Origin of the sequence: Pantoea sp. BAV 3049 (assembly GCF_009765445.1) — a bacterium.
Taxonomy (GTDB): domain Bacteria; phylum Pseudomonadota; class Gammaproteobacteria; order Enterobacterales; family Enterobacteriaceae; genus Erwinia.
Genome location: NZ_WHOY01000031.1, coordinates 3,243,963 through 3,268,219 on the forward strand (window position 1 = coordinate 3,243,963; position 24,257 = coordinate 3,268,219).

General features: G+C 48.7%; 21 protein-coding genes. 9 read left to right on the top strand and 12 right to left on the bottom strand.

Annotated features, from left to right (window positions below; genetic code table 11):
- Nucleotides 1–6: 6 nt before the first annotated feature.
- The 3 genes from fes to GSQ70_RS16195 form a co-directional block, all read right to left on the bottom strand.
- Nucleotides 7–1,230: an enterochelin esterase gene (gene fes, locus GSQ70_RS16185; RefSeq protein ID WP_158783491.1), complete on the bottom strand. Its 1,224-nt coding sequence runs from the start codon at nt 1,228–1,230 to the stop codon at nt 7–9.
- A 249-nt stretch (nt 1,231–1,479) separates the two neighbouring features.
- A complete protein-coding gene (locus GSQ70_RS16190; RefSeq protein WP_158783492.1) occupies nt 1,480–2,742 on the bottom strand; it encodes an MFS transporter in 1,263 nt (420 codons plus the stop codon).
- Nucleotides 2,743–2,796: 54 nt separating this feature from the next.
- Nucleotides 2,797–4,221, bottom strand: a complete 1,425-nt coding sequence (locus GSQ70_RS16195) for an EmmdR/YeeO family multidrug/toxin efflux MATE transporter (RefSeq protein ID WP_158783493.1) — start codon at nt 4,219–4,221, stop codon at nt 2,797–2,799.
- A 129-nt stretch (nt 4,222–4,350) separates the two neighbouring features.
- On the opposite strand from GSQ70_RS16195, the gene GSQ70_RS16200 reads away from it, so the two are divergent.
- Nucleotides 4,351–5,424: a LacI family DNA-binding transcriptional regulator gene (locus GSQ70_RS16200; protein WP_158783494.1), complete on the top strand. Its 1,074-nt coding sequence runs from the start codon at nt 4,351–4,353 to the stop codon at nt 5,422–5,424.
- A 47-nt stretch (nt 5,425–5,471) separates the two neighbouring features.
- Here the strand turns inward: GSQ70_RS16200 and GSQ70_RS16205 are convergent, their stop codons facing one another.
- Both GSQ70_RS16205 and GSQ70_RS16210 read right to left on the bottom strand, forming a co-directional pair.
- Nucleotides 5,472–5,792 carry a DUF496 family protein gene (locus GSQ70_RS16205; RefSeq protein WP_158783495.1) on the bottom strand — a complete coding sequence of 107 codons (321 nt, stop codon included), beginning with the start codon at nt 5,790–5,792 and terminating at the stop codon, nt 5,472–5,474.
- A gap of 150 nt (nt 5,793–5,942) precedes the next feature.
- Entirely contained in the window at nt 5,943–7,001 is a 1,059-nt protein-coding gene (locus GSQ70_RS16210) for an FUSC family protein (protein ID WP_158783496.1), read from the bottom strand.
- A 255-nt stretch (nt 7,002–7,256) separates the two neighbouring features.
- Between GSQ70_RS16210 and GSQ70_RS16215 the strand changes: the two genes are divergently transcribed.
- Nucleotides 7,257–7,751, top strand: coding sequence for a GMC oxidoreductase (locus tag GSQ70_RS16215; RefSeq protein WP_233268326.1), 495 nt, complete (start codon nt 7,257–7,259; stop codon nt 7,749–7,751).
- A complete protein-coding gene (locus GSQ70_RS16220) occupies nt 7,748–8,974 on the top strand; it encodes a cytochrome c (RefSeq protein ID WP_158783497.1) in 1,227 nt (408 codons plus the stop codon). Before GSQ70_RS16215 ends, GSQ70_RS16220 begins: the two co-directional genes overlap by 4 nt.
- A 555-nt stretch (nt 8,975–9,529) precedes the next feature.
- Here GSQ70_RS16220 and dacD read toward each other — a convergent pair.
- Nucleotides 9,530–10,699, bottom strand: a complete 1,170-nt coding sequence (dacD, locus tag GSQ70_RS16230; RefSeq protein ID WP_158783498.1) for a serine-type D-Ala-D-Ala carboxypeptidase DacD — start codon at nt 10,697–10,699, stop codon at nt 9,530–9,532.
- Between the two features lie 264 nt (nt 10,700–10,963).
- Here dacD and GSQ70_RS16235 point away from each other — a divergent pair, with 264 nt between their 5' ends.
- On the top strand, nt 10,964–12,112 hold the full coding sequence (locus GSQ70_RS16235; RefSeq protein ID WP_158783499.1) for an acyltransferase: 1,149 nt from the start codon (nt 10,964–10,966) through the stop codon (nt 12,110–12,112).
- A gap of 66 nt (nt 12,113–12,178) precedes the next feature.
- On the opposite strand, the gene GSQ70_RS16240 is transcribed toward GSQ70_RS16235, so the two are convergent.
- Nucleotides 12,179–13,216: an acyltransferase gene (locus GSQ70_RS16240; protein WP_158783500.1), complete on the bottom strand. Its 1,038-nt coding sequence runs from the start codon at nt 13,214–13,216 to the stop codon at nt 12,179–12,181.
- Between the two features lie 281 nt (nt 13,217–13,497).
- Between GSQ70_RS16240 and sbcB the strand changes: the two genes are divergently transcribed.
- The 4 genes from sbcB to GSQ70_RS16260 all read left to right on the top strand — a co-directional run bounded on the left by sbcB (nt 13,498) and on the right by GSQ70_RS16260 (nt 17,846).
- On the top strand, nt 13,498–14,925 hold the full coding sequence (gene sbcB, locus GSQ70_RS16245) for an exodeoxyribonuclease I (RefSeq protein ID WP_233268328.1): 1,428 nt from the start codon (nt 13,498–13,500) through the stop codon (nt 14,923–14,925).
- Nucleotides 14,926–15,068: 143 nt separating this feature from the next.
- Nucleotides 15,069–15,443 carry a GtrA family protein gene (locus tag GSQ70_RS16250; protein WP_158783502.1) on the top strand — a complete coding sequence of 125 codons (375 nt, stop codon included), beginning with the start codon at nt 15,069–15,071 and terminating at the stop codon, nt 15,441–15,443.
- A 29-nt stretch (nt 15,444–15,472) separates the two neighbouring features.
- A complete protein-coding gene (locus GSQ70_RS16255; protein ID WP_158783503.1) occupies nt 15,473–16,870 on the top strand; it encodes a DUF2142 domain-containing protein in 1,398 nt (465 codons plus the stop codon).
- Between the two features lie 19 nt (nt 16,871–16,889).
- Nucleotides 16,890–17,846 carry a glycosyltransferase family 2 protein gene (locus tag GSQ70_RS16260; RefSeq protein ID WP_158783504.1) on the top strand — a complete coding sequence of 319 codons (957 nt, stop codon included), beginning with the start codon at nt 16,890–16,892 and terminating at the stop codon, nt 17,844–17,846.
- Between the two features lie 107 nt (nt 17,847–17,953).
- On the opposite strand, the gene GSQ70_RS16265 is transcribed toward GSQ70_RS16260, so the two are convergent.
- From GSQ70_RS16265 to GSQ70_RS16285, 5 genes are all read right to left on the bottom strand, one after another.
- A complete protein-coding gene (locus GSQ70_RS16265; RefSeq protein ID WP_199257272.1) occupies nt 17,954–19,717 on the bottom strand; it encodes a glycosyltransferase family 39 protein in 1,764 nt (587 codons plus the stop codon).
- A complete protein-coding gene (locus GSQ70_RS16270; RefSeq protein ID WP_158783506.1) occupies nt 19,710–20,609 on the bottom strand; it encodes a lysylphosphatidylglycerol synthase domain-containing protein in 900 nt (299 codons plus the stop codon). The genes GSQ70_RS16265 and GSQ70_RS16270 overlap by 8 nt, the downstream gene beginning before the upstream one ends.
- Entirely contained in the window at nt 20,594–21,232 is a 639-nt protein-coding gene (locus GSQ70_RS16275; RefSeq protein WP_233268331.1) for a bifunctional 2-polyprenyl-6-hydroxyphenol methylase/3-demethylubiquinol 3-O-methyltransferase UbiG, read from the bottom strand. The genes GSQ70_RS16270 and GSQ70_RS16275 overlap by 16 nt, the downstream gene beginning before the upstream one ends.
- Before the next feature lie 49 nt (nt 21,233–21,281).
- Complete coding sequence (locus tag GSQ70_RS16280; RefSeq protein WP_158783507.1) at nt 21,282–22,253, bottom strand: glycosyltransferase family 2 protein; 972 nt, start codon at nt 22,251–22,253, stop codon at nt 21,282–21,284.
- A gap of 327 nt (nt 22,254–22,580) precedes the next feature.
- Nucleotides 22,581–23,948: an APC family permease gene (locus GSQ70_RS16285; protein ID WP_158783508.1), complete on the bottom strand. Its 1,368-nt coding sequence runs from the start codon at nt 23,946–23,948 to the stop codon at nt 22,581–22,583.
- Here GSQ70_RS16285 and GSQ70_RS16290 point away from each other — a divergent pair.
- On the top strand, nt 23,947–24,252 hold the full coding sequence (locus GSQ70_RS16290; protein ID WP_158783509.1) for a hypothetical protein: 306 nt from the start codon (nt 23,947–23,949) through the stop codon (nt 24,250–24,252). The genes GSQ70_RS16285 and GSQ70_RS16290 overlap by 2 nt on opposite strands.
- Nucleotides 24,253–24,257: the final 5 nt, after the last annotated feature.

Below are 24,257 nucleotides of genomic sequence, written 5' to 3' on the forward strand. Positions count from 1 at the left end.
CTCCATTTATGGCCGAACGGTCTGCCACAGCGCGGCCAGCCCGTCAGTCAGGCCGCCACGCCAGCAAAGCGCATCATGTCCGCCTTCAAACTGGCGGTAGATAAGAGAAGGATGTGATTTTTGCAGCAGGGGAAGCAGCCGCTGGTTAGCCTGCAGGATCAGCGGTTCCCTGACGCCTGCCTCCATAAAAATACGTAATTCGCAGCCCTCTCCCACCCCCTGGCTGACCTGCTCTGCCAGCAGGCCGGACTGTTCCTGCCCCTGGCGATGGGGCCACCAGAAGGAGCCGGACTGGCTGAGCACGCAGCCAAAACGCTGCGGCCAGTGCAGGGCGGCATACAGCGCGGAAAGCCCTCCGAAACTTTGCCCCGCAACCACCGTAGTGGCGGGATCGTCACGCCAAACGTTATCGCGGCTCAACAGCGGCAAAAGCTCATCCTGCACCGCCATCCAGAAATCCGGGTTGCAGGTCAGTTCACGGCTGCGGCTTTCGGTATTGATGGCATCAATGAGCAGGTAAACAGCCGGTGGCAGATGGCCGTTATCCGTTTCCGTCTGCAAGGCGGACCAGACTGGCTGCTGCTCTGCCCAGAAGCATCCGTCCAGCAGGATCGCCAGTGGCCGTTTTTCTGGCTGTTCCTCGCCGGTAGTGAAGACCCAGACCTGCCGCTGATTGCCGAGGCGCTGACTCCGCCATTGCAGGCTTGTCGCTGGCGTAAAGCTGGCCGCCGATCCCGGTTGCCAGCCTGGCTGTAAAGGGGCATCCGGCAGATGCAGAGCGGAAACAGGATGTCCCCGACCTCCCTGCCAGCGGCCGTCTTTATTCAGAGGATCGGCAATGGCCTGACCAAGAAGTTTGCGCCAGCCTTCACGTAAAGCCTGACGGTCCGGCGGAGTTTGCAACGCAGCAGCGGAGAAATCATCTTCACGGCAGGAAGGAATAAAACAATAACTGCCCCGCCAGCGGGCACTGAGCTGCACCTGCCATCGCCAGATATCGCTGCCATCGAGTCTTTGCAGGCTTTGCGGCATCATTTGCTGATGGTGATCGGTCACGCCGGTGATGTAGATCCACACGCGGCGGATCGGAGAAGTCTGTGCTGTACCGGCGGGATCCTGCCAGTAGAACGTCACGGTGCAGGTATCCCCATCCCGGTGAATTTCAGGCAGCCCGCCTGAAACCTTCTGCTGCCACTCCCCGAGTGTGATGCGATCGCCGCCGCCAGTCATACCATTAACCTTATGTTCTTTATGATGAAACATCCCACCTGATAGGATGATAATAATATTGATAATAATTAGCATTTGCAACACTGAGCGGCATATTTGCCAGGAAACAGGAGCGGTGAAGCAGGAAACAGAGAGCGGTGACATTTGTCGCTGTGAGCGAAACCAGCGCGGAAAAATTTGTTACCGGAACAAGATTAAGCGTGATGGATACCGGGTCAGACTTGTAGCCTGCCCGGTCTGGTCTGCGGTTTATGCTTTGCTGATGTTGATTTCTTCGATCTCAGGTTCGTTATGCAGGCGCTGGCGACGACGCAGTCCGGGGAAGAGTTTCATCCACAGCGCGACCACGATTAGCGTACCAATGCCACCGACTGCGGCAGCCGGAACGGCCCCCAACCACGCGGCCAGCATGCCCGACTCAAACTCACCGAGCTGGTTTGAGGTGTTAATGAAGATTGAGTTTACCGCACTGACGCGCCCGCGCATTTCATCCGGCGTATCCAGTTGCACCAGCGAACCACGGATCACCATGCTGATCATATCGCAGCCTTCCAGTGCGAACAGTGCCAGCATTGACAACCATAACTCTTTTGAAAACGCAAAAACCAGCGTGGCCACACCAAAACCCGCCACGGCGGCAAACATTGTCATCCCGACGTGACGCTCAAGCGTACGGCGGCTGAGCCAGAAGCCCACCAGCAACCCACCAACAGCCGGTGCGCCTCGCAATAAGCCCAGCCCCCAGGGACCGGTATGCAGTACATCTTTGGCGAAGATTGGCAGTAGCGCGGTTGCTCCTCCCAGCAGAACGGCAAAGAGATCCAGCGAAATTACCCCAAGGACATCTGGCCGGTTACGGATGAACTTAACGCCGGCAAACACACTGGCAAAAGTAGCGGGTACTCGTGGAGGCGGCGCATGATCATAGCGCAGAAGGCTGACCATGGTAATGGAGACCAGATAGAGAATACCGGTGGTGGCGTACACTACCCCCGGACCGGCAACATATAAAAAGCCGCCCAGTGCCGGACCCACTATTGCTGCGGTCTGCATCGCAGTGGTACTGGCTGCAGTGGCGCGAGCCAGCATCGCCGGAGGCACCAGCGCAGGCAGCATCGATTGTAGCGAGGGCGCTTCCAGCGTGCGGGCAACAGAGATAATAAAAATCAGGCTGAGGATAATCAGCTCGTCGGTTCGCTGCATTAAGGTTAGCGCGGCCAGCACGACGATGGCCAGCCATTCCGTGATTTGTCCCCACAGCACCACCCGCCGACGGTCAAACTGGTCGGCAACGTGTCCGGCAGGGAGCGCCAGCAGCACGGCGGGTAAGAACTGGACCAGGCCAATCAGGCCAAGATCCAGCGCGCGGCCAGTCAGAGAATAGATTTGCCAGCCCACCGCGATGGACAACATCTGGAAACCAAAGCTGGAGCTGGTACGCGCCAGCCAGAAAGCCACAAATGAACGATACTGAAACAGCGATCCCGCCCCGGCGGAAGAGGATGAATGCATAGCAATTCCTGAGTAAGAGTTATTTTTATCGTTATCCGGCCTGAGAGGTAACCTTCAGGGCGATGCGGCCGGCTTAGTATATTTCCACAGCCAGCGCCCGCTGACCATCCTGCGATAGAAGAAAACGCCACGTACAATCCAGTCAAGGAACATGCCCAGCCAGATCCCCACCACGCCAAAGCCCAGTAGCACACCCAGAGTGTACCCGGCAATGATGCGGCAGCCCCACATACCCAGCAGCGAGATCCACATGGTGAATCTCGCATCCCGCGCTCCTTTCAGCCCTGCGGGTAGCACCCATGAAGCCGCCCAGAACGGCATAAAGGCAGCATTGAGCCATACCAGGATCTTCACAACGTGGATCACATCATCTTCGCTGGTGTAAAACGCGGCCAGTGGCCCGGCGAAAGGCACCGTCAGCGCGGCCAGGATACACAGGCCAATGGTCGACAGCCAGAAAATATGCCGCAGCTGCCGTTCCGGCTGCCTGAGCTGCCCCTTGCCCAGCCGGGTGCCGACGATGATGGTGGAGGCGGAACCCAGCGCGTTGCCAGGCAGGTTAATCATCGAAACAATGGAGAAGGCAATAAAGTTACCGGCAATCACATCGGTTCCCATTCCGGCAACGAAGATTTGCGTCAGCAATTTACCGCCATTAAACAGCACCGATTCGATGCTGGCAGGCACGCCAATCCCCAGCACTTCCATCAGGATGCCGGTGTTCAGGCGGGAAAAGTAGCTGCGCAGGGTGATTTTCAGCTGCGGGTTAAACCCGATCATCAGGACGTAAATGACCGCAACAGCACCAACATATCGGGAAAGGGTCAGACCCAGCCCGGCACCGACAAACCCCATCCCTTTCCAGCCAAAGCAGCCGTAAATCAGCGCGGTACTGAAGACAATGTTGAGGATGTTCATCCCGCCGTTAATCAGCATGGGGATTTTAGTGTTGCCCGCGCCGCGTAATGCACCACAACCAATCAGCGCGATGGCCGCTGCCGGATAGCTCCAGGCGGTGATATTCAGATAGACCAGCGCCAGCTCTTTTACTTTGGGCTCGGCGTTACCGGCGATAACATCAATAATTTGCTGCCCAAAGAATTCGATGCCAATCGCCAGCAGAATAGCGAACACCGTCATCAGCACCAGCGACTGACGGGCAGCGGCCTGTGCCCGTTCGCGGTTCAGCTTACCGAGACTGAAGGCCACCACCACCGTGGTCCCCAAATCGATGGCTGCAAAAAAGGAGATCACCACCATGTTAAAGCTGTCGGCCAGCCCCACGCCCGCCATCGCCTCTTTGCCCAACCAGCTGACCAGAAAGGTGCTGAGCACCCCCATCAGCAGAACGCAGAGATTCTCGAAAAAAATGGGCACCGCCAGCGGAGTGATCTCCCGCCAGAATAAAACCTTGTAGGAACGTCGTTTGGAAGACCACGGTTGTATTGCCTGCTGCAGAGTAACCCTGAAGTTTTGCAAGATTGTTCCAGCCAGAAAGAGGGAGAGTTAAGAAGGCTTAACAGATGATGGTAAAAGGCTGACTAATATGCAAAGTCTTTTTCGGGATTTTCTTGTTACACTGCGCCGGTTAACCGTCAGGAGAAAATAATGAAAGCCCGTTCGGTCACTCTGGCAGACGTTGCCTCCGCCGCTGGCGTTTCGTATCAGACCGTTTCAAGGGTGCTGAACCACCCGGCCAGCGTGGCTGCGCGCACCCGGACAAAAGTCGAAGCGGTAATGGCTGAACTGAACTACGTGCCTAACCGCGTGGCTCAACAGCTGGCGGGCAAACGCTCCCGCACGCTCGGGCTGGCGACCAGCGATCTGGCGTTACTCGCGCCAGCGCAGATCGCCTCAGCCATTCAGCATCAGGCAAGCGTTCGGGATTACCGGCTGGTGATAGCCATGGCCGGCCCTGCCGGGGCGGAAGGTGCAGTGCATGAGTTGATGGCTCAGCGGGTGGATGCGTTGCTGATCAATCTGCCGCTGGACAGTGAACAGGCGTCGGCGATTGCAGCTATGGCGGACAATCTCCCCTGCCTGTTCCTTGATGTGCCTGAGGAAGCGCCTGTCGCCTGCTGCCAGTTCAGCGTGGAAACCGGTGCCCGTCAGGGCGCAGAACATCTGCTGTCACTGGGGCATCGCGACATCGCCCTGCTCAACGGGCCTGCGCATTCAGTGGCGGCCAGAGCCCGCTATCAGGTCTGGCTGAGCGTTTTGCAGGAGCATCAGCTTCAGCCACACAGCGTACTGACCGGAGACTGGAGTGCGCGGTCAGGTTATCAGGCGATTATTTCGCTTGCCGGTCGCCCTCTGCCCGGTGCTTTACTGGTCGCCAACGACCAGATGGCGCTGGGCGCGCTGCGGGCCCTGAATCAGACGGGTCTGCGCATTCCCGGTGATATATCGGTAGTGGGTTATGACGATACGGCCGAAAGCGCCTGGTACCAGCCTCCTCTCACTACCGTCAGGCAGGATATGCAGCAGTTAGGAAAATGCAGCGTCGACTGGCTGGTAAACAGGCTGGAGGGAGAAGCCCCTTCTGAGCCGCTGTCGCCCTTCGCGCCCCGGCTGGTGGTACGTGACACAACCGCGCCACCGGACAGCGAACGGGTTGGGATAAAATACCTTGCCGGAGAGTTGCGACGACTGGCGCACCTGCTGGAAGGACAACAGAAATGACAAAGGGCGATCGATGATCGCCCTTTTTTTATGCTTAACCGTCTGGTTTACTGAGGTTTGGGTTCGCCCATCGCCTTCAGTTTTTTCGACAGGTCACGACGCTCTTTCGACAGATCGGCGTTTTTGATGATGTAGTCATCAACACGATCCTCGTAGTCACTGCGCATGCTGCCGATAATTTCCTGAATAGCTTCGATGCTCATGCCCGGCTTGATATATTCGCTCAGGTTATCCAGCAGCAGGACACGTTTCTGGTTATCACGAATTTTCTTCTCATTGTCGTGAATCTCGCGCTGCAGCTTGTTCTTACGGCGGAACATCCGCACGAACTCCAGCACGTCCTGAAATGATTGCTTTGCATTTTCCATGGAGACACCTTTCATTTAGGCCTGTTCGCACAGGCGTCATTATCGTCGCTGTCAGCTTAGCGGTATGCCGCGGCCGATGGCAATGTAGAGTCGGACTGTCAGTATCTTACCGCGAAGCACCTCTGCCCGCAGTAAGTTGTTGCAAATCGCTTATTTACGCAGCACCAGCCGCATCAGATCGGACAGCCTCTCCAGCTGCCCGGCCAGTTCCAGGTTCAGCCAGACGTAACCATGGATCGGCGTTTCCACCAGCTCATCGCTGTTCGATTCTTTGATCAACTGGCGCAGCTCGCGGCTGATATCTGCCAGCTCTGCGCTGTTGGCCGCGATCTTCTCGGTGCTGCCTTCCACTATCGCCGTGGAGAGCGCACGCAAGGTGTTTTCCGTCATTTGCTGAGTGCGCCGCAGCGTCGGGGCATTGAGCATAATCAGGTGGCTCTCGCGGGAGGCCCACCAGGCATTCATCAACAGCTCCAGTGTGCAGACCATATTGCGATTAAGCGTCTGGATGCCTTCAAATACGGAGCGCGGAGTGCGCGTCTCTTTGCTGGAAGGTTCAATCAGCGAACGCATCTTCACCACTCTGGTCAGCAGTTGCTGCATCGGACGCCCCAGCCGCGGCTTCTCTACCAGATTAGGAGAGAAACCGGCATGATAAATTTTGGCCGTTTCCAGCAGCGAATCCGACAATTTTATCCGCCAGTGAGTATAGGCCTTTTGCGGATAGATACTGGTAAACAGCAGCGCCAGAATCGAACCGAGGATCACATCCCCTCCCCGCCAGAGCGCGGTGGTCATATCTCCCGGAGGTGCACCGCAAATCACCGCCAGCGTAATGCCAATCAGCAGCGCCATATATGGGTGTTTACCCAGCGTGAGGAAACCGCACAGAAACATTACCACCGTGCACCAGGCCAGCATCACCGGCATGGAGATCAATTCCAGCTTCAGCGCAATCAGCCCCGAGACCGAGCCACCAATCGTCCCACCAATCCTCTGCACTGCGCGAGGCAGCACGTTTCCCCAGGAGGAGATGGGCCCCATCACCACCACCAGGGTGATCAGCGGCCAGGTCCCTTCCGGTATCGCCATCAGGCGCACCAGTAAAAAGGTCAGCACAAACGCCAACGCAATCCGGATGCCATGGACTGTGCGGTAGTTACGATAGAGGGTGAATTCGAAGGCCGATAACGGCTTGTCGGGACGCAATGCTTTCTCCTGAGGATCTTAATCGCACCGATCATACCCGATAAAAATCCCGGAAGATTGATTCTGTACTATTTTTTCTGCAGGAGTTGCCCTGAGAAAAATAAGGGAATAACACTAATTAACAATATAGAAACAAACGAATTACATAACACTGTCGTCTTATTCATACTTTTACATTTTTCTTGGTTTTCTATACATACTGGAACAAGGAAGCACAATGCGTAAACCCACCCCCACGCTGCCCGGCGTCAGGCGGTGGTAAAAAACTATCTCAGCACTATGTCGATTGGCTGTGAAGCCAGCAGCTACACCCAGCGAACAAACTATCTTTCCCTCGATCCAAACTACAAAGACCCGCATGGCCGACCGCTGCTGCGCATTACCTTCGACTTCCCGGAAAACGACCTGCGGATGGCGCAGTACTGTACTGGTAAAGTCGCGGAGATTGCCAAAAGCATGAACCCGCGTCAGCTGGTCGCCAAACCTACCAGCGGGCACTGGAACAGCGTGCCCTATCAGTCATCTCACGTCTGTGGTGGTTTTGTGATGGGTGCCGATCCTTCAAACAGCTCGGTGAACAAACACCTGCAGGTGTGGGATGTGCCAAACCTGTTTGTGGTCGGCGCTTCGGCCTTCCCGCAGAATCCGGGCTACAACCCGACCGGTACGGTCGGCGCGCTGGCCTACAAGGCAGCCCATGATATCCGGGCTTACTATCTGAAACGCCCGGGGGAGATGATTACCGCATGAACAAGCGTACGCTTTTCGCACTGGCTGCGATTTCACTCTCTGCCCTCAGCATCTCTCAAGCCTGGGCACAGCCTGAATACGACCAGATTGAACGGGGCCGCTATATTGCCACGCTGGGTGACTGTACGGCCTGCCACACGGTCAGCAAAGATAAGCCCTTTGCCGGAGGGGTCAGCCTTAATACGCCGTTTGGCGTACTGGTTGGGGCCAACATCACCCCGGATCGCGATACCGGTATTGGCAACTGGAATTTCGATGACTTCCAGCGCGCGATGTCTGAAGGGATCGGCCACGGCGGTAAACGCCTGTACGGTGCCATGCCGTTTACCGCCTACACCAAAGTGACCCGCCAGGATAACGCCGATCTGTGGGCTTATCTGCAAAGCCTTCAGCCGGTGCATCAGGAGGTTGAGTCTAACCAGCTTCCCTTCCCGTTCAACGTACGGACCAGCCTGATCGTCTGGAACTGGATGAACTTCGACAAAGGCGAATTCAAACCGGATATGAGCAAATCAGCCGAGTGGAACCGGGGAGCCTATCTGGTTCAGGGGCTGGGCCACTGCGGCACCTGCCATACGCCGAAAAATGTGCTGGGCGGCGATAAATCCAGCCAGTTCCTTTCCGGTGCAGTGGTGGAGAGCTGGTGGGCTCCCAATCTGACCAGCGACGAGCATATCGGCCTGGGCAAATGGACACAGGATGATATCGTCAGCTACCTGCGTACCGGGGTGAACCGTTACGACATTGCTTCCGGTCCGATGGCCGATGCGGTGAAGAACTCCACCCAGTACTGGCGTGCTGAAGATCTCAAAGCGGTGGCCACTTACCTGAAATCGACTCCGGTTCAGGGCAGCGACAAGCCTGCTCCGCTGGCGGCTGATGACAGCAGGATGAAAACAGGCGCGCTGATTTATGAAGCGAAGTGCTCAGCCTGCCATGCCCCACAAGGCAAAGGCGGCAAGAATATCTTCCCCCGCCTGGCAGACAGCCCGCTGATTAACGCGCCGGAAGCCACCTCACTGATCCATGTTGTGGTCGCAGGCAGCCGTGGTGTCGATACCGATAGCCGCCCAACCGCACCGGCAATGCCTTCCTTCGCCGGTACGCTGAGTGACGAAGAGATGGCGGACGTGATTACTTATATCCGCAACAGCTGGGGCAATGCCGCATCGCCTGTCAGTGCCAGCGACGTGCAAAAGCTGAAAGCCGAACTGCGCGAGTAGCAGGTAACTTGCCGCCACAGCCTGGCGCACTGGCAGATTCAGATGTTCCGCCAGCGTCAGGCTTACTGTTTAACCCACCCTCTCCTGCCGGAGAGGGTGCTTTCTCCCATAACTGACCACTGTCGCAGGTAGTCTCAATCAGCCTTCTTCACAGGCATATACAGCTCAATCTCCCACTTGCCGCTTTCCGAGCCGTCATTAAGGCACGCCAATCACCGTTTCGATCTCCAGTTGCTCAGGTGGCACTTCACGCGGATTCCCGTGATAAACGGCCATCCACGGCCCCATCAACTGATGCTTTGAGGTCCAGGCGACCAGTTTACCAAACCCTTCAGGGGCTGTTTTTTTCCCATGGACCGATCAGGTGATAGCCGGCTATCTGACAGGTCGAACGCTGCTGAATGTCAACTTTCATTTTCGCTCTCCGTTTAAATAACTGGTTAAAAATACAGCGGTAATCGGAGATATTAGAGAGATTTATTTGGCAGGGTTTTGAGTTGCGAGAGCGGCCGCAAAAGCACAGGCAATCCATCCCTGGATCGCCTGTAACTTAAATTACAGCTTCTGTTTGATGTAATCTTCAATACGGGTAATCACACCCGCTTCTTTCACTTCATTCAGCGTCACCAGCGGATAAGAAGCCAGCTGCTTATCGCCATCGACCAGCTGAATTGTTCCTACCTGGTCATGCAACTTCAGCGGAGCCTGCAGGTCTTTGCGATCGATAACGTATTTCGCTTTAATCTTTTGCACCCGATCGCGCGGCAGTGCCAGATAGACATCGGAATCACTGCCGACTGAAACCTGATGCGGGTTACCGTACCAGACGTTTTCATGCCCAATCTCTTTACCGGCATGGAACAGCTGGATGGTATCGAAATTGCTCTGACCCCAGGTCAGCAACTTACGCGCCTGTTCTTCACGGCCTTTAGAGCTTTTGCCACCCATCACTACCGCAATCAGACGACGCTGGCCGTCAACGCTGGAGGCAATAATGTTAAAGCCAGCCGTTTCGGTATGACCGGTTTTCAGACCATCGACGTGCAGAGTTTTATCCCATAACAAACCGTTACGATTCTGCTGAGTGATGCCGTTCCACGTCAGCGATTTCTCGCTGTACATCTGATAGAAATCCGGTTCACCATAAATAATAGCGCGGGACAGCTTTGCCAGGTCACCTGCGGTGGTGTACTGTCCCGGTGCATCCAGACCGTGCACCGTTTCAAAATGGGTATTGGTCAGCCCCAACTTCTGCACATATTGATTCATCTGATCGACGAAAGCTGACTGGCTGCCAGCGACATAATCCGCCAGAGCCACACAGGCATCATTACCAGAATCAATGATTACCCCACGGCTTAAATCGCGCACGGAAACTTTTTCCCCAGGCTTCAGGAACATCAGCGAAGAGCCTTTGAATACCGGATTGCCCGCGGCCCAGGCGTCTTTGCCCACGGTGACCATATCATCACGGGTGATGCGCTTGCTGTCGATGGCGCGGTCAACCACATAACCGGTCATCAGTTTAGTCAGGCTGGCCGGATTACGACGCTCGTCGGCATTGCCCTTTGTCAGGATCTGGCCCGTGGTGGCATCCATCAATACCCAGGAAGCAGCATCTATGGCAGGAGAAGTGAGGGGAAATGCTATTGGATTTTCATCTGCGTGTGCCACTACGGCAAAAGCCAGAACCAAACTCATACTTGCAAGCTGACGCTTCTTCAACGGGGAACCCTCAATAATAATCTTGTGATAAAAAAACCAGCTTGTTGTACGGGATTCCCGACCAGAGTGTGTTAATAAATTGCAAGAAAATATTAATTTTCAGCCGATTAGCACAGACGCCCCCTGAACTTAACCTTTTGGTTTATTTGGTACGATGCATTAAGGAAAATCTGATAAGTTTTACTTTAGGAACATAACACGTTGTTTGTTATCACAAGTCTTTTACCCTCCTCCTTCAAAATACTGATCGAACAGGGGTAAAATATGTCTTCATCAAGGGGTTGGTCTACTGAACTGGAGGGGTTGCGAGGCATCGCATCACTCTGGGTACTGGTGGGTCACATCAGCTTGCTGATTCATTGCCATATCACGCTGATTTCGTCACCGGGTATCGGTGTTGATCTCTTTATTCTCCTTTCTGGCTATCTGATGGCGAAAAACTATAAAGAGCGCCAGCAGAAAGAACCCTGGCAGCATGCCAGTACCATCAGGAAATTCTGGATACGCCGATTTTTCCGCATCGCCCCTCTCTACTATCTGCTCCTGATCGTCGCGCTGGTTTACGGCCCGTGGTTCGGTGAAATGCGTGACACCCTCGCGCATTTTTACTCTGGCACAGCGACAGAAAGCTCTCGTTATACCGATCGGTCACTGGCAAACATCCTGACTCACTTCAGTTTCCTGTTTGGTTTGCTGCCCGCTTACGGTTTTAACACGGTACTGCCAGACTGGAGTATAGGGTTGGAGATGCAGTTCTATCTGCTGTTCCCGTTCATCATGCTGGTAACGATGCGCTTTGGTTATGCAGTATCGCTGATCGGCATTATGGTGCTGTGCTGCGTGGGACGCTTTGTGCTGGCGGATTATTATGAAGCGTTTGAAATGCCATCAATGATCCTGATAAAGCTGAATATCTTTATTTCCGGTATGTTGCTTGCCGAAGCGGTCCGCCGGAAATCGCTGCTTTACGTCGTGTTTGCCCTGTTTGGCCCCGTCGCCAGCGTGATTATCGGTCTGAAAGCGATTCCTCTGCAGGTTGCAATGGAAGTGCTGATGATTGTCGGCATGGCCGCCATTCTCTGGCAGCATGCCGAAGGCGGCCTGATGGCCCGCCTGATTGCCCTGCCCCGTAAGCTGCTGAACAACCGCCTCAGCACCTGGCTGGGTGACGTGTCGTTCTCCGTTTACCTGCTGCATCTGCTGATTGTCATTCCAGCCATCGCCCTGCTCCTGACGCATACCAGTCTGGGCGGCAAAAGTGATATGGTACGCTTCGCCACGGTCTGCGCTGTTTGTATCCCGATAACCTATGCTCTGGCGGCTCTGCTGTTTAAGTTTGTGGAGAAGCCTGGGATTCTGGTTGGGAAGAAGGTGCTGGCTAACCGGCCTTTGGAACGGGATTTAGTGGGTTAAAGCCGTCATCCGTTTAGCCTCATGGAAGAGGCCCCGATGTCATTCCCCAGCCTAAGGGAAAAGACTTTATTTCCGCGATTTCGCCAGTTTTCTGCGAAATTTCTCAACATTTTTATCTACGGCAACATAAAGGAAAATCGAAGCGACTAATGACAGGCCAACAATAATAAACGACCAGACCCAACTCCCTCTGTGATTTGAAATTAATATTAATACTATAGGCCAATGCGTCAGATAAATTGGATAACTCATCTCACCGATCAGCCTGTCTGCTTTGCTATTTCTTGTCGCATGAAAAACAGGAATAATACATATTAAAAATATAAAATAGCTGACAATTAACACATAAGAACTATTGAAATACCTTAATGAAACTTCAATGACAGAAATAATTATCACCAGCCCCAAAACAGATGCTGTAAGCGCATTTAATTTCTTTGCACATCTATAGTTACGGTACTTTGTCCAACCAAAGTAAGACACCATGCCCATGAGGAACAACCAGAAATGATTCAATGCGCTTCGATGATCAAGGGGATGATGGAAGAACAAAAAATGTTTGACTGACAGATAATAAATTAAAGATAACACCAGAAGAAACACGACCGCTCTTAACTTCCTGGCAAAAAAGGGGGCCGCAATATAAAAACAAATTTCAGCCCCTACAGACCACATGTGTTGCATATGGGTAGCATTTATAATCGGAGGGGTCGTTTTATAAAGTTCAGGAGTATTAATAAAAACGACATTCCCTGCGGTATCAAAGCCAAACCACCATAATGTCTCATAGAAAAACATCGTCAGTGATGAAAACCATACATATATGGATACTGCAGTTGATTGATAAATCTGGCTCCCCATAGGTTCTATAAACATAACAACAACGAGGAAAACAATAATATAACCCGGCCATAAACGAAGAAATCTGGCCAGATAAAAACCAGAAATATTACTTCCATATTTTTCGTTTAAAACCAAAGCCATATAAAAACCGGAAATCACGAAAAAAGCCATTACAGCAAGGTGGCCAGAAATACCAGGGGCCTGGATACCATTGTGTGAAATGACTACAGATGCAGCCAGAAAAAAACGTAACCAACCCATAGATTCTTGTCAGACTCACTGAAAACTCAAAATTTTCAAGGAGTCTACGCTACTTTCAACTTTCCTCAAACCGGTCACACAATTTTTTAGCACTTGCGGCTCACCGTTCCGTCTTCCACAAGACTCTTCTTACCGGGATAATATTCTGTTCAAAAAAGCACGGCCATTGGGTATATAAAACGGTTTGTGTTAGAGTGAATGTTCATGATTAAAGATAAACGACAAGACTCGAAAATATCTTTAGATTCATAATGTTAAAACAAGAAGTGGACAGAGATAAAGTGAAAAAAATCAGTAAAAAATCAACCTTCCTTTTCCACGACTACGAAACTTTTGGCAAAAGTCCGTCGCTGGATCGTCCCGCACAGTTTGCCGGGATACGCACGGATATGGATTTCAACATCATTGGCGAGCCGGAAGTGTTCTATTGCAAACCTGCCGATGACTATCTGCCTCAACCTGAAGCGGTGATGATCACCGGGATTACCCCTCAGGTGGCGCTGGCGAAAGGCATGAGCGAAGCCGCGTTCACCAAACGCATCCACCAGCTGTTCAGCGAGCCAGACACCTGCATTGTTGGCTATAACAACGTGCGGTTTGACGATGAAGTCACTCGCAATCTGCTCTATCGCAACTTTTACGACCCGTATGGCTGGAGCTGGCAGCATGGTAACAGCCGCTGGGATCTGCTCGACGTGATGCGGGCATGCTATGCGCTCCGGCCAGAAGGCATTGAATGGCCTGAAAATGATGACGGTTTTCCCAGTTTCCGCCTGGAACATCTGACCAAGGCCAACGGCGTCGCGCATGAGAATGCTCACGATGCGATGTCCGATGTGTATGCCACCATTGCCATGGCAAAACTGGTAAAAGAGAAGCAGCCACGGCTGTATGAGTTCCTGTTCAGCCACCGTAACAAACAGAAGATCACCACGCTGATTGATATCCCGCAAATGAAGCCACTGGTGCATATTTCCGGTATGTTTGGCGCATTTCGTGGTAATACCAGCTGGATTGCTCCGCTGGCCTGGCACCCGGTCAACAAGAATGCCCTGATCACCTGCGATCTTGCGGGCGATATGTCCCCTCTGTTGGAGCTGGATGCCGACCAACTCCGTGAGCGACTCTATACTCGTCGGGACGAGCTGGGCGATGCCGCTCCTGTTCCGGTCAAGCTGATGCATATCAACAAGTGTCCGGTGGTAGCACCAGCAAATACCCTGCGCCCGGAAGATGCTGAGCGTCTGGGGATCGATCGCCAGCAGTGCCTGGATAACCTGGCACTGCTGCGCCAGCATCCGGAAATCCGTGAGAAGGTGGTCACGTTGTTTGCAGAAGCCGAGCCGTTTACCCCTTCTGATGACGTTGATGCCCAGCTGTATGATGGCTTCTTCAGCGATGCTGACCGAACGGCAATGAACATTATCTTGCAGACGTCGCCAGAAAATTTACCGGCACTGGATCTGACGTTTAATGATGGTCGTATCGAAAAACTGCTGTTTCGCTATCGTGCGCGCAATTATCCTGGCACGCTTGATGAAGCAGAGCAAAATCGCTGGCTGCAGCATCGGCGAGAAATGTTAAACCCAGAGCGTGTGCAGGACTACGTGCAGGAACTGGAAATGCTGTTTAATCAGTATGCAGATGAAAAAGTCAGGATGAAGCAGCTGAAAGCGTTGTTTGACTACGCAAGATATATAACCGATTGATTAAAAATCAAATTTTATAAGGTTTTGGTCGGCAATTTTTTTATACACCTTGTCAACGCTTTTCACTATCAGCAACATTAGCGGGACAGTTGCATATACCTCGACAAATGTTACTATTTGCTACTTGTAAAATAGGGGGGGACATGAATTCGACGTTCATAAGATATGTTTTGGTAGGTTTAATAAACACCGTTATCCACTGGTCCATTTTGGGATGCTGTTTTTATCTCTTGGGCATTAACCAGGCAGCGAGCAATCTTGCTGGTTTTTGTGCTGCTGTTACGTTTAGTTTCTTTGTTAACGCAAAATGGACCTTCGAATCAGAAACCTCTCTTTTTCGATATTTCATTTTTGTGGGTTTTATGGGGTTACTTGCGTATCTCTTTGGATGGGCGGCAGACCATTTTGTACTCCCCCCAATTATTACCGCAGTTGCATTTTCTGCTTTCAGTCTGTTGTCTGGCTATTTTTATTCAAAACATATTGTTTTCACAGAAAGAAAGACAACTATATCATAGTACACTTAATTTGCGTTAAAGGAATACAAATGCTTTATGAAGATAGTAGCAGTGAGAATAACACCACTCGTCCAGACAGGAAGAACAACTGGACAAACATTATTCTTTTTATAATATTTACACTTGTTTCTTTTGCATGGGTATTTCATGTCAAACCCCCTTTCATTTCCCCCGATGAAGGCGCACATTTATCTCGAGCAGATGCACTGAGGAACGGCTATATCGCACTTACCTCTCCTGATGGAAAAATGAATTCAGGTGGAGAAGTTGATAATAGCATGAATTACTTCAGATCGCAGTACGATAAGGTTATAAAATCACATAACAATCCTGAACTCGCAAATGAAATGAAAAGAGAAATGCAAAATCTCTACTGGAGTAATACGAAGAGATTTTATTCAATGGCAAATACTGCCTTCTACTTCCCGGCAGTATATATACCACAAGCTATAGGTTTTGAAGTTGGTCATATCCTAAACTTAAACCTATATAGCACATATAAACTGGCAACCACATTGAATCTACTGGCAATTATAACACTAATAATTGCAGCATGGAGGCTAGCACCTATACCCGCTCCAGCGATTGCCGTAATGTTATTGCCAATGAGTATTTTTCAATTTTTCTCACCGACGATTGATGGCCTGACATTTGCGTTCACAGTGCTTACTATGTCATTACTGACTAATCTATTGAAACACGAAAATCATCTCCATTTTCGAAAAAAACTTTTCCTGCTATGCATAGTTATTTTTGCATTAAGCAGCAGCCGGGCAAATCTGTTACCCCTTCTTTTCCTTCCCTTATGGTTATTCTTCCGGACCAGACAACGCTCTTGTTTGATCGGTTTTGCTGTCACGTCAATACTGGTGCTTGCCTGGACCTATTTTTCAATTAAAACGGTTCATGACAACGGCATCCATCATCCCGGCATTGAACAAATTGATGTGCTGAAATATTATATATTGCATCCTTTCGAAATACCTCAAATAATAGTCAACACATTGTCAGACTATTCTACATTCACCTTCTACGTTCAGTCTCTCATCGGTAAACTTGGGTGGCTTGATGCGCCAATTGGTGACTTTGCCTATTGGGGGTTTGGTCTTGCGATATACAGCATATTCATTTTGAACATATCCAAAAAACACGTTGCAAAGCACAAAACAGACACGGTACTTTTATTATTACTTACCCTTAGTATTATAACCCTTACATTTTGCGCACTCCTTGTACAATGGTCTGCATTCCCTACAACAAAAGTTGATGGCGTTCAGGGAAGATATTTTATAATACCATTTATTATTTTAGGATATGCATTAATGGATAAGCCTGAATTAAGAAAGCTTTCATATGCTGCGCTGGCTTTCATGGCAGTCGCCTCTGTAATGACTGTACATATTGCATTAGAGACGCGCTATTTTTGATTTAATTATGGAGTCAGTCATGAATAAAATTTATCGCAGCAGAAAAATTGCCCTTGTAGTTCCATGTTATAACGAAGAAATGTCTATTGCTACCGTAATCAGTCAGTTCAGAGAAAGTATTCCTGAGGCCGATATTTATGTTTTTGATAACAACTCTAAAGACAAAACGGCATTAATAGCAAAAGAACACAATGTACATGTCCATACCGTCTCTCTAAAGGGTAAGGGGAATGTTGTACGTAGAATGTTTTCCGATGTTGAAGCAGATGTGTATATCATGGTGGATGGTGATGCAACTTATGATGCTTCCGCTGCAAAAAAAATGGTTGACAAGTTGATTGATGACAAACTTGATATGGTCGTCGGCTGTCGACAGGAAAATGGGGATGAGGGAACATATCGTCAGGGACACCGCTTCGGTAATAAAATGCTTACCGGAACGGTGACGACGATATTTAAGGGCGAATTCAGCGATATGCTTTCAGGGTACCGCGTATTTAGCCGACGCTACGTAAAATCATTTCCATGCTTATCAAGGGGCTTTGAAATCGAGACCGAGTTGACTATTCATGCACTTGAACTGAGAATGCGTTATGGAGAAGTACAGACGAGCTATGGTGAACGTCCTGAAGGTTCGACAAGTAAGTTATCAACGTATAAAGATGGTATTAAGATACTCAAAACAATAATCAAACTTTACATGAGTGAAAGGCCTTTTTACTTCTTCCTTATTTTGAGCATTCTTTTTGTCTTTTTATCAATAATACTTGGATTCCCTATCCTGGCTGAATTTGAAGAAACGGGCTTAGTTCCTCGTTTCCCAACAGCTATTCTGGCTTCAGCAATTATGACCATTGGGATAATATCTTTTGTATGCGGTATTATACTCGAGTCAGTTACAATGGGGCGAAGAGAAATGAAAGCGTTATTTTATTTAAATTCAAATTATTCACATGAAAATATTGAAGATAAATAAAGTCAATAACAAATAACAAATAACAAATAACAAATAACAAATAACAAATAACAAAAAGAGCCTGGAACCACATTCAGGCTCTCCTATAATATGTTTAAAGAAACTTCTCAATAATAAATTCTAAACGAAAAAGTCCCATCGACCCGCTTACCATCTACACTTGCCAACCCTTCAAGGTATCGGTTGCCTCCCAGATCAGACATCCCCTGTTGCGTTCCGCGGAAGAGTGGGCTTTCAGTAAATGGTCCCAAAGCCCACCATGTAATGGCATTACCTGGTTTTCCGTCAGCAGACGTCAATTTCAGTTTATATTCACTGTGGGGGGAAAGAGCTAAACCATTAAACTTAAAAGTAGCCCAATTGTTGTCCGATATTTTACTCATCTCTAAACTGTCATCTCTCAGAAGGTGATCTTCAGATGAATAAATTGAAAGTTTAAGCTGTCCTTTATTTATTCTGTTGTATGTACCGAGATTAATCTCAATCTTGTTGAGACTACTGTTCTTAGCCGTAAATGTTTGTTCGAATACTCTGCCAGCGATTAACTCACCATAATTAGCATTGACCATTTCCTGGCCATAGAAGCCTTTCAGGAGCGGGGCATAAGAAGGGTAGAAGGAAAATATTAATGCCACACCGAGAAAACCATACACAACAAATTTCAGCACAGCGTTCTTCAGACTATCAAATGCTAACGCATAAATAGTGATAAAAAAGGGCAAGAAGCCATAGAAATATCTGGATTGCATAGCACCGGGATAACCGGTTGCAAGGTGCATTCGATGAATCTCGCCGAAATAAAGGCACATATATAACACGTATGCACATCCGAAAACAGCAACGAGTCGCAAATATTTTCCACGAGTTTTGATTTGCTGATACACAGTTATGCAGAGGAATATCGGTAAAGAAGAAATTAAAATTACTAACAGTTTTTCACGGTAGATAGTATCAATAAAACTTTGATGCCCATATGGATCGACTAATGTCCATGCATTTGAATGATAAAAAGCAACAAGATGTTCTTTAATGCCCATTCGTTCAGCATCTGGATTCATTTTTGCGAACCAAAAACTTGGATTTTCCTGTGCAGATGGAAAAAACTTACCAAAATGGTGGTGCATGAACCCATAATATAAAACAACTAACGACACTGAAAAAACAACAAGAATCCAATCTGCTTTATTCAATTTAATCAGAATAGATTTTACATCGCGAAAACTGAATACAATAAACAAACTCAATACACATACAATACCCAGAGTACCGGTAGCTTTTGTCAGTGAAGTTATTACACATCCCAGTAAAAACCACCTGATGAAATCTGATACTTTCTCCCGGTCACTATAATAAACAACAAAAGAGTAGAACGTAATTACACATCCAAGAATCATCAATGGATCATTATTTATCGAAGCACTCAAAATAATGAACATTGGGATGCATAGCACAGGTATGAATGAAAATAAGATGGCAGTTTTATTTACATTCATTTCGAGCAATGATCTGTAAATAAAATAGAATGAAAGGCTTGAAATGAAAAAGTTTATGAACCTTAAGGTCTTGAAAGAAAAATCATGAAATAAAAATAACAACTTCCCTATGGTTCCGGATAGAATATAATACAATGCAGGGTGTTCAAGGTAATTGAATTTTTCTGAATTGTATATCGTGCCATGCAGATAATCAGGAAAACCATGATTCATTACATTAATGACAAAACCTAAATGAGCAGCCTCATCCGGGAACAATCCCAATCGGGTTGAATAATTATAACCAAAACAAAGCAATAACAATATTAATAAAGCAACCTTGAGAGGCCAGTTGTTAAAAAAAAGAGAGGCATAAGTAATGTGTTTTATTTTATTCATCACAAGTCAACTCACTCATATTATTCAGCTTCTTACCCATGATATAGGAAAAAATAAAAAATAGTACATCACCCACAACAGTAACAATTCTACCCAGAAGAACCGCCAGTAACAATTCTGCATCTGGGATCTGGCGACTTAAGAAGAAAACGACAACAAGTTCTCTGATCCCAATTCCTGCAGGCGCACCAGGCATGACCAAACCAGCCAGCCAGGCTATTGTATAAACCCCACCTACAGAAAGCATCACCGGAAAATTAAATGTTCCGGCCTGGTGTAACTGATTCAAAATGAGAGTAAAAATCACTGCAGAGGATATCAAAAACAGCATTTGAAATAGCATTGCACGGCTTATATTTGAGTTAAATAAGCGCATTAACAAAAATAAAACAGCGATGACGCTGATTACCAACAGAAGCAAACCTGCCAGTAATGGGAAAGCAGGGAAAATAAGATTTAAAACTAACCAACCAGCCAGGCATCCTGTACAAGATATCATTACTAATTCAGCAATGTTAGATTTTAATATAGGTTTTCCTGGCAAATCTGCCGCCATGGCAATAGCCTGTCGGCCCGCAATATGAAATATATTTCCGGGAACATACTTTCCTAATTGCGAAATACCATAGGCATATATAGTCCAATTTAACTTTGTGGGAATATGATAAAATTTTAAAATTGAGCGCCAGGCCATTACCAAAAAGATATTCGCTGCACCATAACAAAAGCTTAGAGCCAAAATAGTTAACCATGTAGCTATGCCAAGATCACTCAGCTTGACACTATGCCAATATTGATTCAATTTTAAAATAACAAAAACAACACCACATATTGCTAAAAAAGAGCCAACATAGTGCAAATACGGCTTAACATCTCTTATTTTCGGCGGCATAACACCATAGTCCAGGGCAAAGGAGTATTAATCTGTACAACATCGAAATAACGGCTTACCAGTTCAATAAATGAACGTTTTGACCAGTGTTGGAGATGCCCTGGTGTATTTCCCAAATCGGACCAATATTTCCCACGCACAAAGTTGAGAACTCTCCATAAAGGTTCTTTGGGAACACTTAATAAGATATAATCAGTTGTTACTCTCTGAAGTGCTTCAAGACCGGCAAGAGGATCTTCCAGATGTTCAAGCACTTCGCAGCAAACGATAAGTTCTGCGCTATCTTGCTCTGAGTCCAGGTCATAGATACTTTTGGCTTTAAAAATATCTTCTGAAACACCCGCGGATTTTGCATTTTCTTGTGCTATTTCTATTACCTGATGCGAAAAATCGCACCCTCTTGCAGCCACACCTGACTGGCTCCATTTGGTCACCCAATAACCTTCCCCACAACCGATTTCATGGATATTTTTTGCATTAGTTAATGAGACCAGTTGTGTTAACGAATCCTCAAACCCTTTCATCATCCATTTTACTATGGGATTACGTGCGCCATATTTGTCATAGGTATTGCCAACTACAATACCATCCTCAGTTTTACCGCCAGCTATTTTCATATTCATACTAATTTAAGTCTCATAATCATTTTGTTAGTTAACCTGAAAGCGATGATTAATTATCATCCGATGATTTAATTTTAGTGGGATTATTTTTTTCCCACTGAGCCATCTTAAATCTCAGATCTTCAAGTAGCTTTCTGTTAGCTGAAAGCAAGTCAGCGACAAACGCAATCAATAAGGTTTGGAACCCCATTCCCAGAAGGACTGAAGCGAGAATCAGAGACTGAATATGACCGGATCCTTCGCCATCGAGATACGAAAAAAGAAAACGAAGTCCGATAATGAAACCAAGACTGAAAAGCACGACGCCAATTGTGCCAAAGAATCTGAAAGGTCGGTAAACGACAAAAATTCTTATGATGGTGATAATGCTACGATTGATGTATGAAGCAATACTTTTAACCAAGCGCGATGGGCGAAGATCCTCGTTGACTCGTACAGGAACTGAAGTAATAGCGATATCTTTTTGACCAGCCTGAATAATAGTTTCAAGCGTATAGGTATAATTACTGAAAACGATGAGTTTTTGTGCAGTTGCCCTGCTCATAGCCCTGAAGCCACTTGGCGCATCGGGTATATCAGTTTTACTTGCAATACGGACTACCCAACTACCCAACTTCTGAAGAAACTTTTTAACCGGTGAAAAATGCTCTATGGTCTGTACGGGGCGAGCTCCAATTACAAACTCTGCACTGCCGCTGATGATTGGAGCGGTCAACTGAGGAATATCATCCGCCTCATATTGATTATCAGCATCCGTATTGACAATGACATCGGCTCCTTTGTCCAGACAGGCATTGATACCTGTCATGAATGCTTTAGCCAGACCTTTGTTTACCGGATGTTTAACAATGTGATCAACGCCACATTCCCTGGCAACCTCAACCGTTTTATCCTGGCTACCATCATCAATAATCAGCCATTCGACACAGTTAAATCCTTCAACCTGGCGAGGAAGCGCCTTAAGAGCAATCGCCAGCGTTTCCGCTTCATTGTAACAGGGGATCTGAATTATCAATTTCACTAAGCTACTCTCTGTCATGGCAATTTTCGATTAGATGAAAAATATTCACTATCCTGATGATAGCTCAAACACTTAAGGCTAATCTTAACAAATATCATGTAAAGATTAAGCCATTTTATTTCATGAGAAGTGAGTAACGCTTTGTTCTGGGTGGTAACCAGCCTGATTAAGTGAGCCGATACCTGATGGAACGAATGAAAACGACAGGAAATTTAAGACTGTTGTGAATAAATTTTACCGATTTTCATCGGGAATGCGCAGAAGACCTGTAAAAAAGGCTGGCCATGGAAAATGGCCAGCCTGAGAATATAAAGTATACCCTGAAGCTTACATCGGCTCTTCAGTACACTGCGGCACCGGGTTGCGGAAACTGCGGGTAACGAATGCCAGATAGATCAGGCCAATCGTGCCCCACACCAGGCCGAGGATCATCGAGCTCTCTTCCAGGTTAATCCACAACGCTCCCACCGTCAGCGCGCCGCACAGCGGCAGCAGCAGAAAGTTGAAGTTGTCTTTCAGAGTTTTGTTGCGCCCTTCACGGATCCAGAACTGTGAAATCACCGACAGGTTCACAAAGGTGAAGGCCACCAGCGCACCGAAGTTGATCAGCGCTGTCGCGGTAACCAGATCGAAGGTGATCGAAGACAGCGCAATCACGCCCACCAGTAACACGTTCAGCGCCGGAGTACGCCATTTGGGATGAATGTAGCCGAAGAAACGCTCCGGGAACACACCATCACGGCCCATCACATACATCAGGCGTGATACGCCCGCATGTGCAGCCATACCAGATGCCAGAACGGTTACGCAGGAGAATATCAGGATGCCAAACTGGAAGGCTTTGCCCGCCACGTAAAGCATGATTTCCGGCTGTGATGCATCCGGATCTTTAAAGCGTGAGATGTCCGGGAAGTACAGTTGCAGGAAGTAGGACACCACAACAAAGATCACCCCCCCAATCAGGGCTGTCAGGAAGATGGCTTTCGGGATCACACGACCGGCATCTTTCGTCTCTTCAGACAGCGAGCTGATGCCGTCAAAACCAAGGAACGAAAAACAGAGTATGGTCGCGCCGGTGATCATCGGTACCACATGCGCATTTTCAGACCAGAACGGCTTGCTGCTGACCAGCGTGCCGGCACCTTCGCCGTGAGCGACGCCATAAATGACCATCGCCATGATGGCCACCATCACCACCACCTGCAGCACTACAATCACGCTGTTGAAGTTGGCCACGGTTTTGATGCCTTTCAGGTTTGAAAGGGTCATAAAGCCCACCAGCATCACCACAAAAATCCAAGACGGGATGCCCGGCACCAGCGCTTCAAAATAAATTTTTGCCAGCAGGATATTGATCATCGGCATGAACAGATAGTCCAGCAGCGACGACCAGCCAACCATAAATCCGACGTGCGGACTGATGGCCTTCTGAGCATAGGTATACGCCGAGCCGGCAGACGGGAAGCGGCGTACCAGCTTGCCATAGCTCAGAGCAGTAAAAAGGATCGCGATCAACGCGAAAGCATAGGCCGTGGCCACGTGACCATCGGTCAGGCCAGAGACGATGCCAAAGGTATCAAACAGGGTCATTGGCTGCATATAGGCCAGGCCCATCATAACTACAGGCAGCAGGGTCAGCGATTTTTTCAGCTGAGCGCGCGGCTGGGCCGCAGAAGTCTGAGGATTAAGCGACATGATTCAGCCTCCCCATAGAGTCAACCTTTCTGGGTTGAACCACAGGGAAACTTCGCAAATTGCGAGCGTTCTTTTTGATTGGGGTAACGAACTGGCAGGCGGGAGTGAAGGTATAACCTGCCGCGGCGCCGTAGTCGTCACGCAGGTGCTTGCCGGCGGCAGCCGGAGTAATGAAGTGTTGCCCCATCTTTCTTTTCCTCAAAAAGACACGTTAGTGTGTTTAAAGCGTGTATCTATCCGGTTTCGGACCGGCCTCTTGGATGCGATTATGTTTTCAGCCAAAAAAATAACCGGCGCATTATAAGCGTC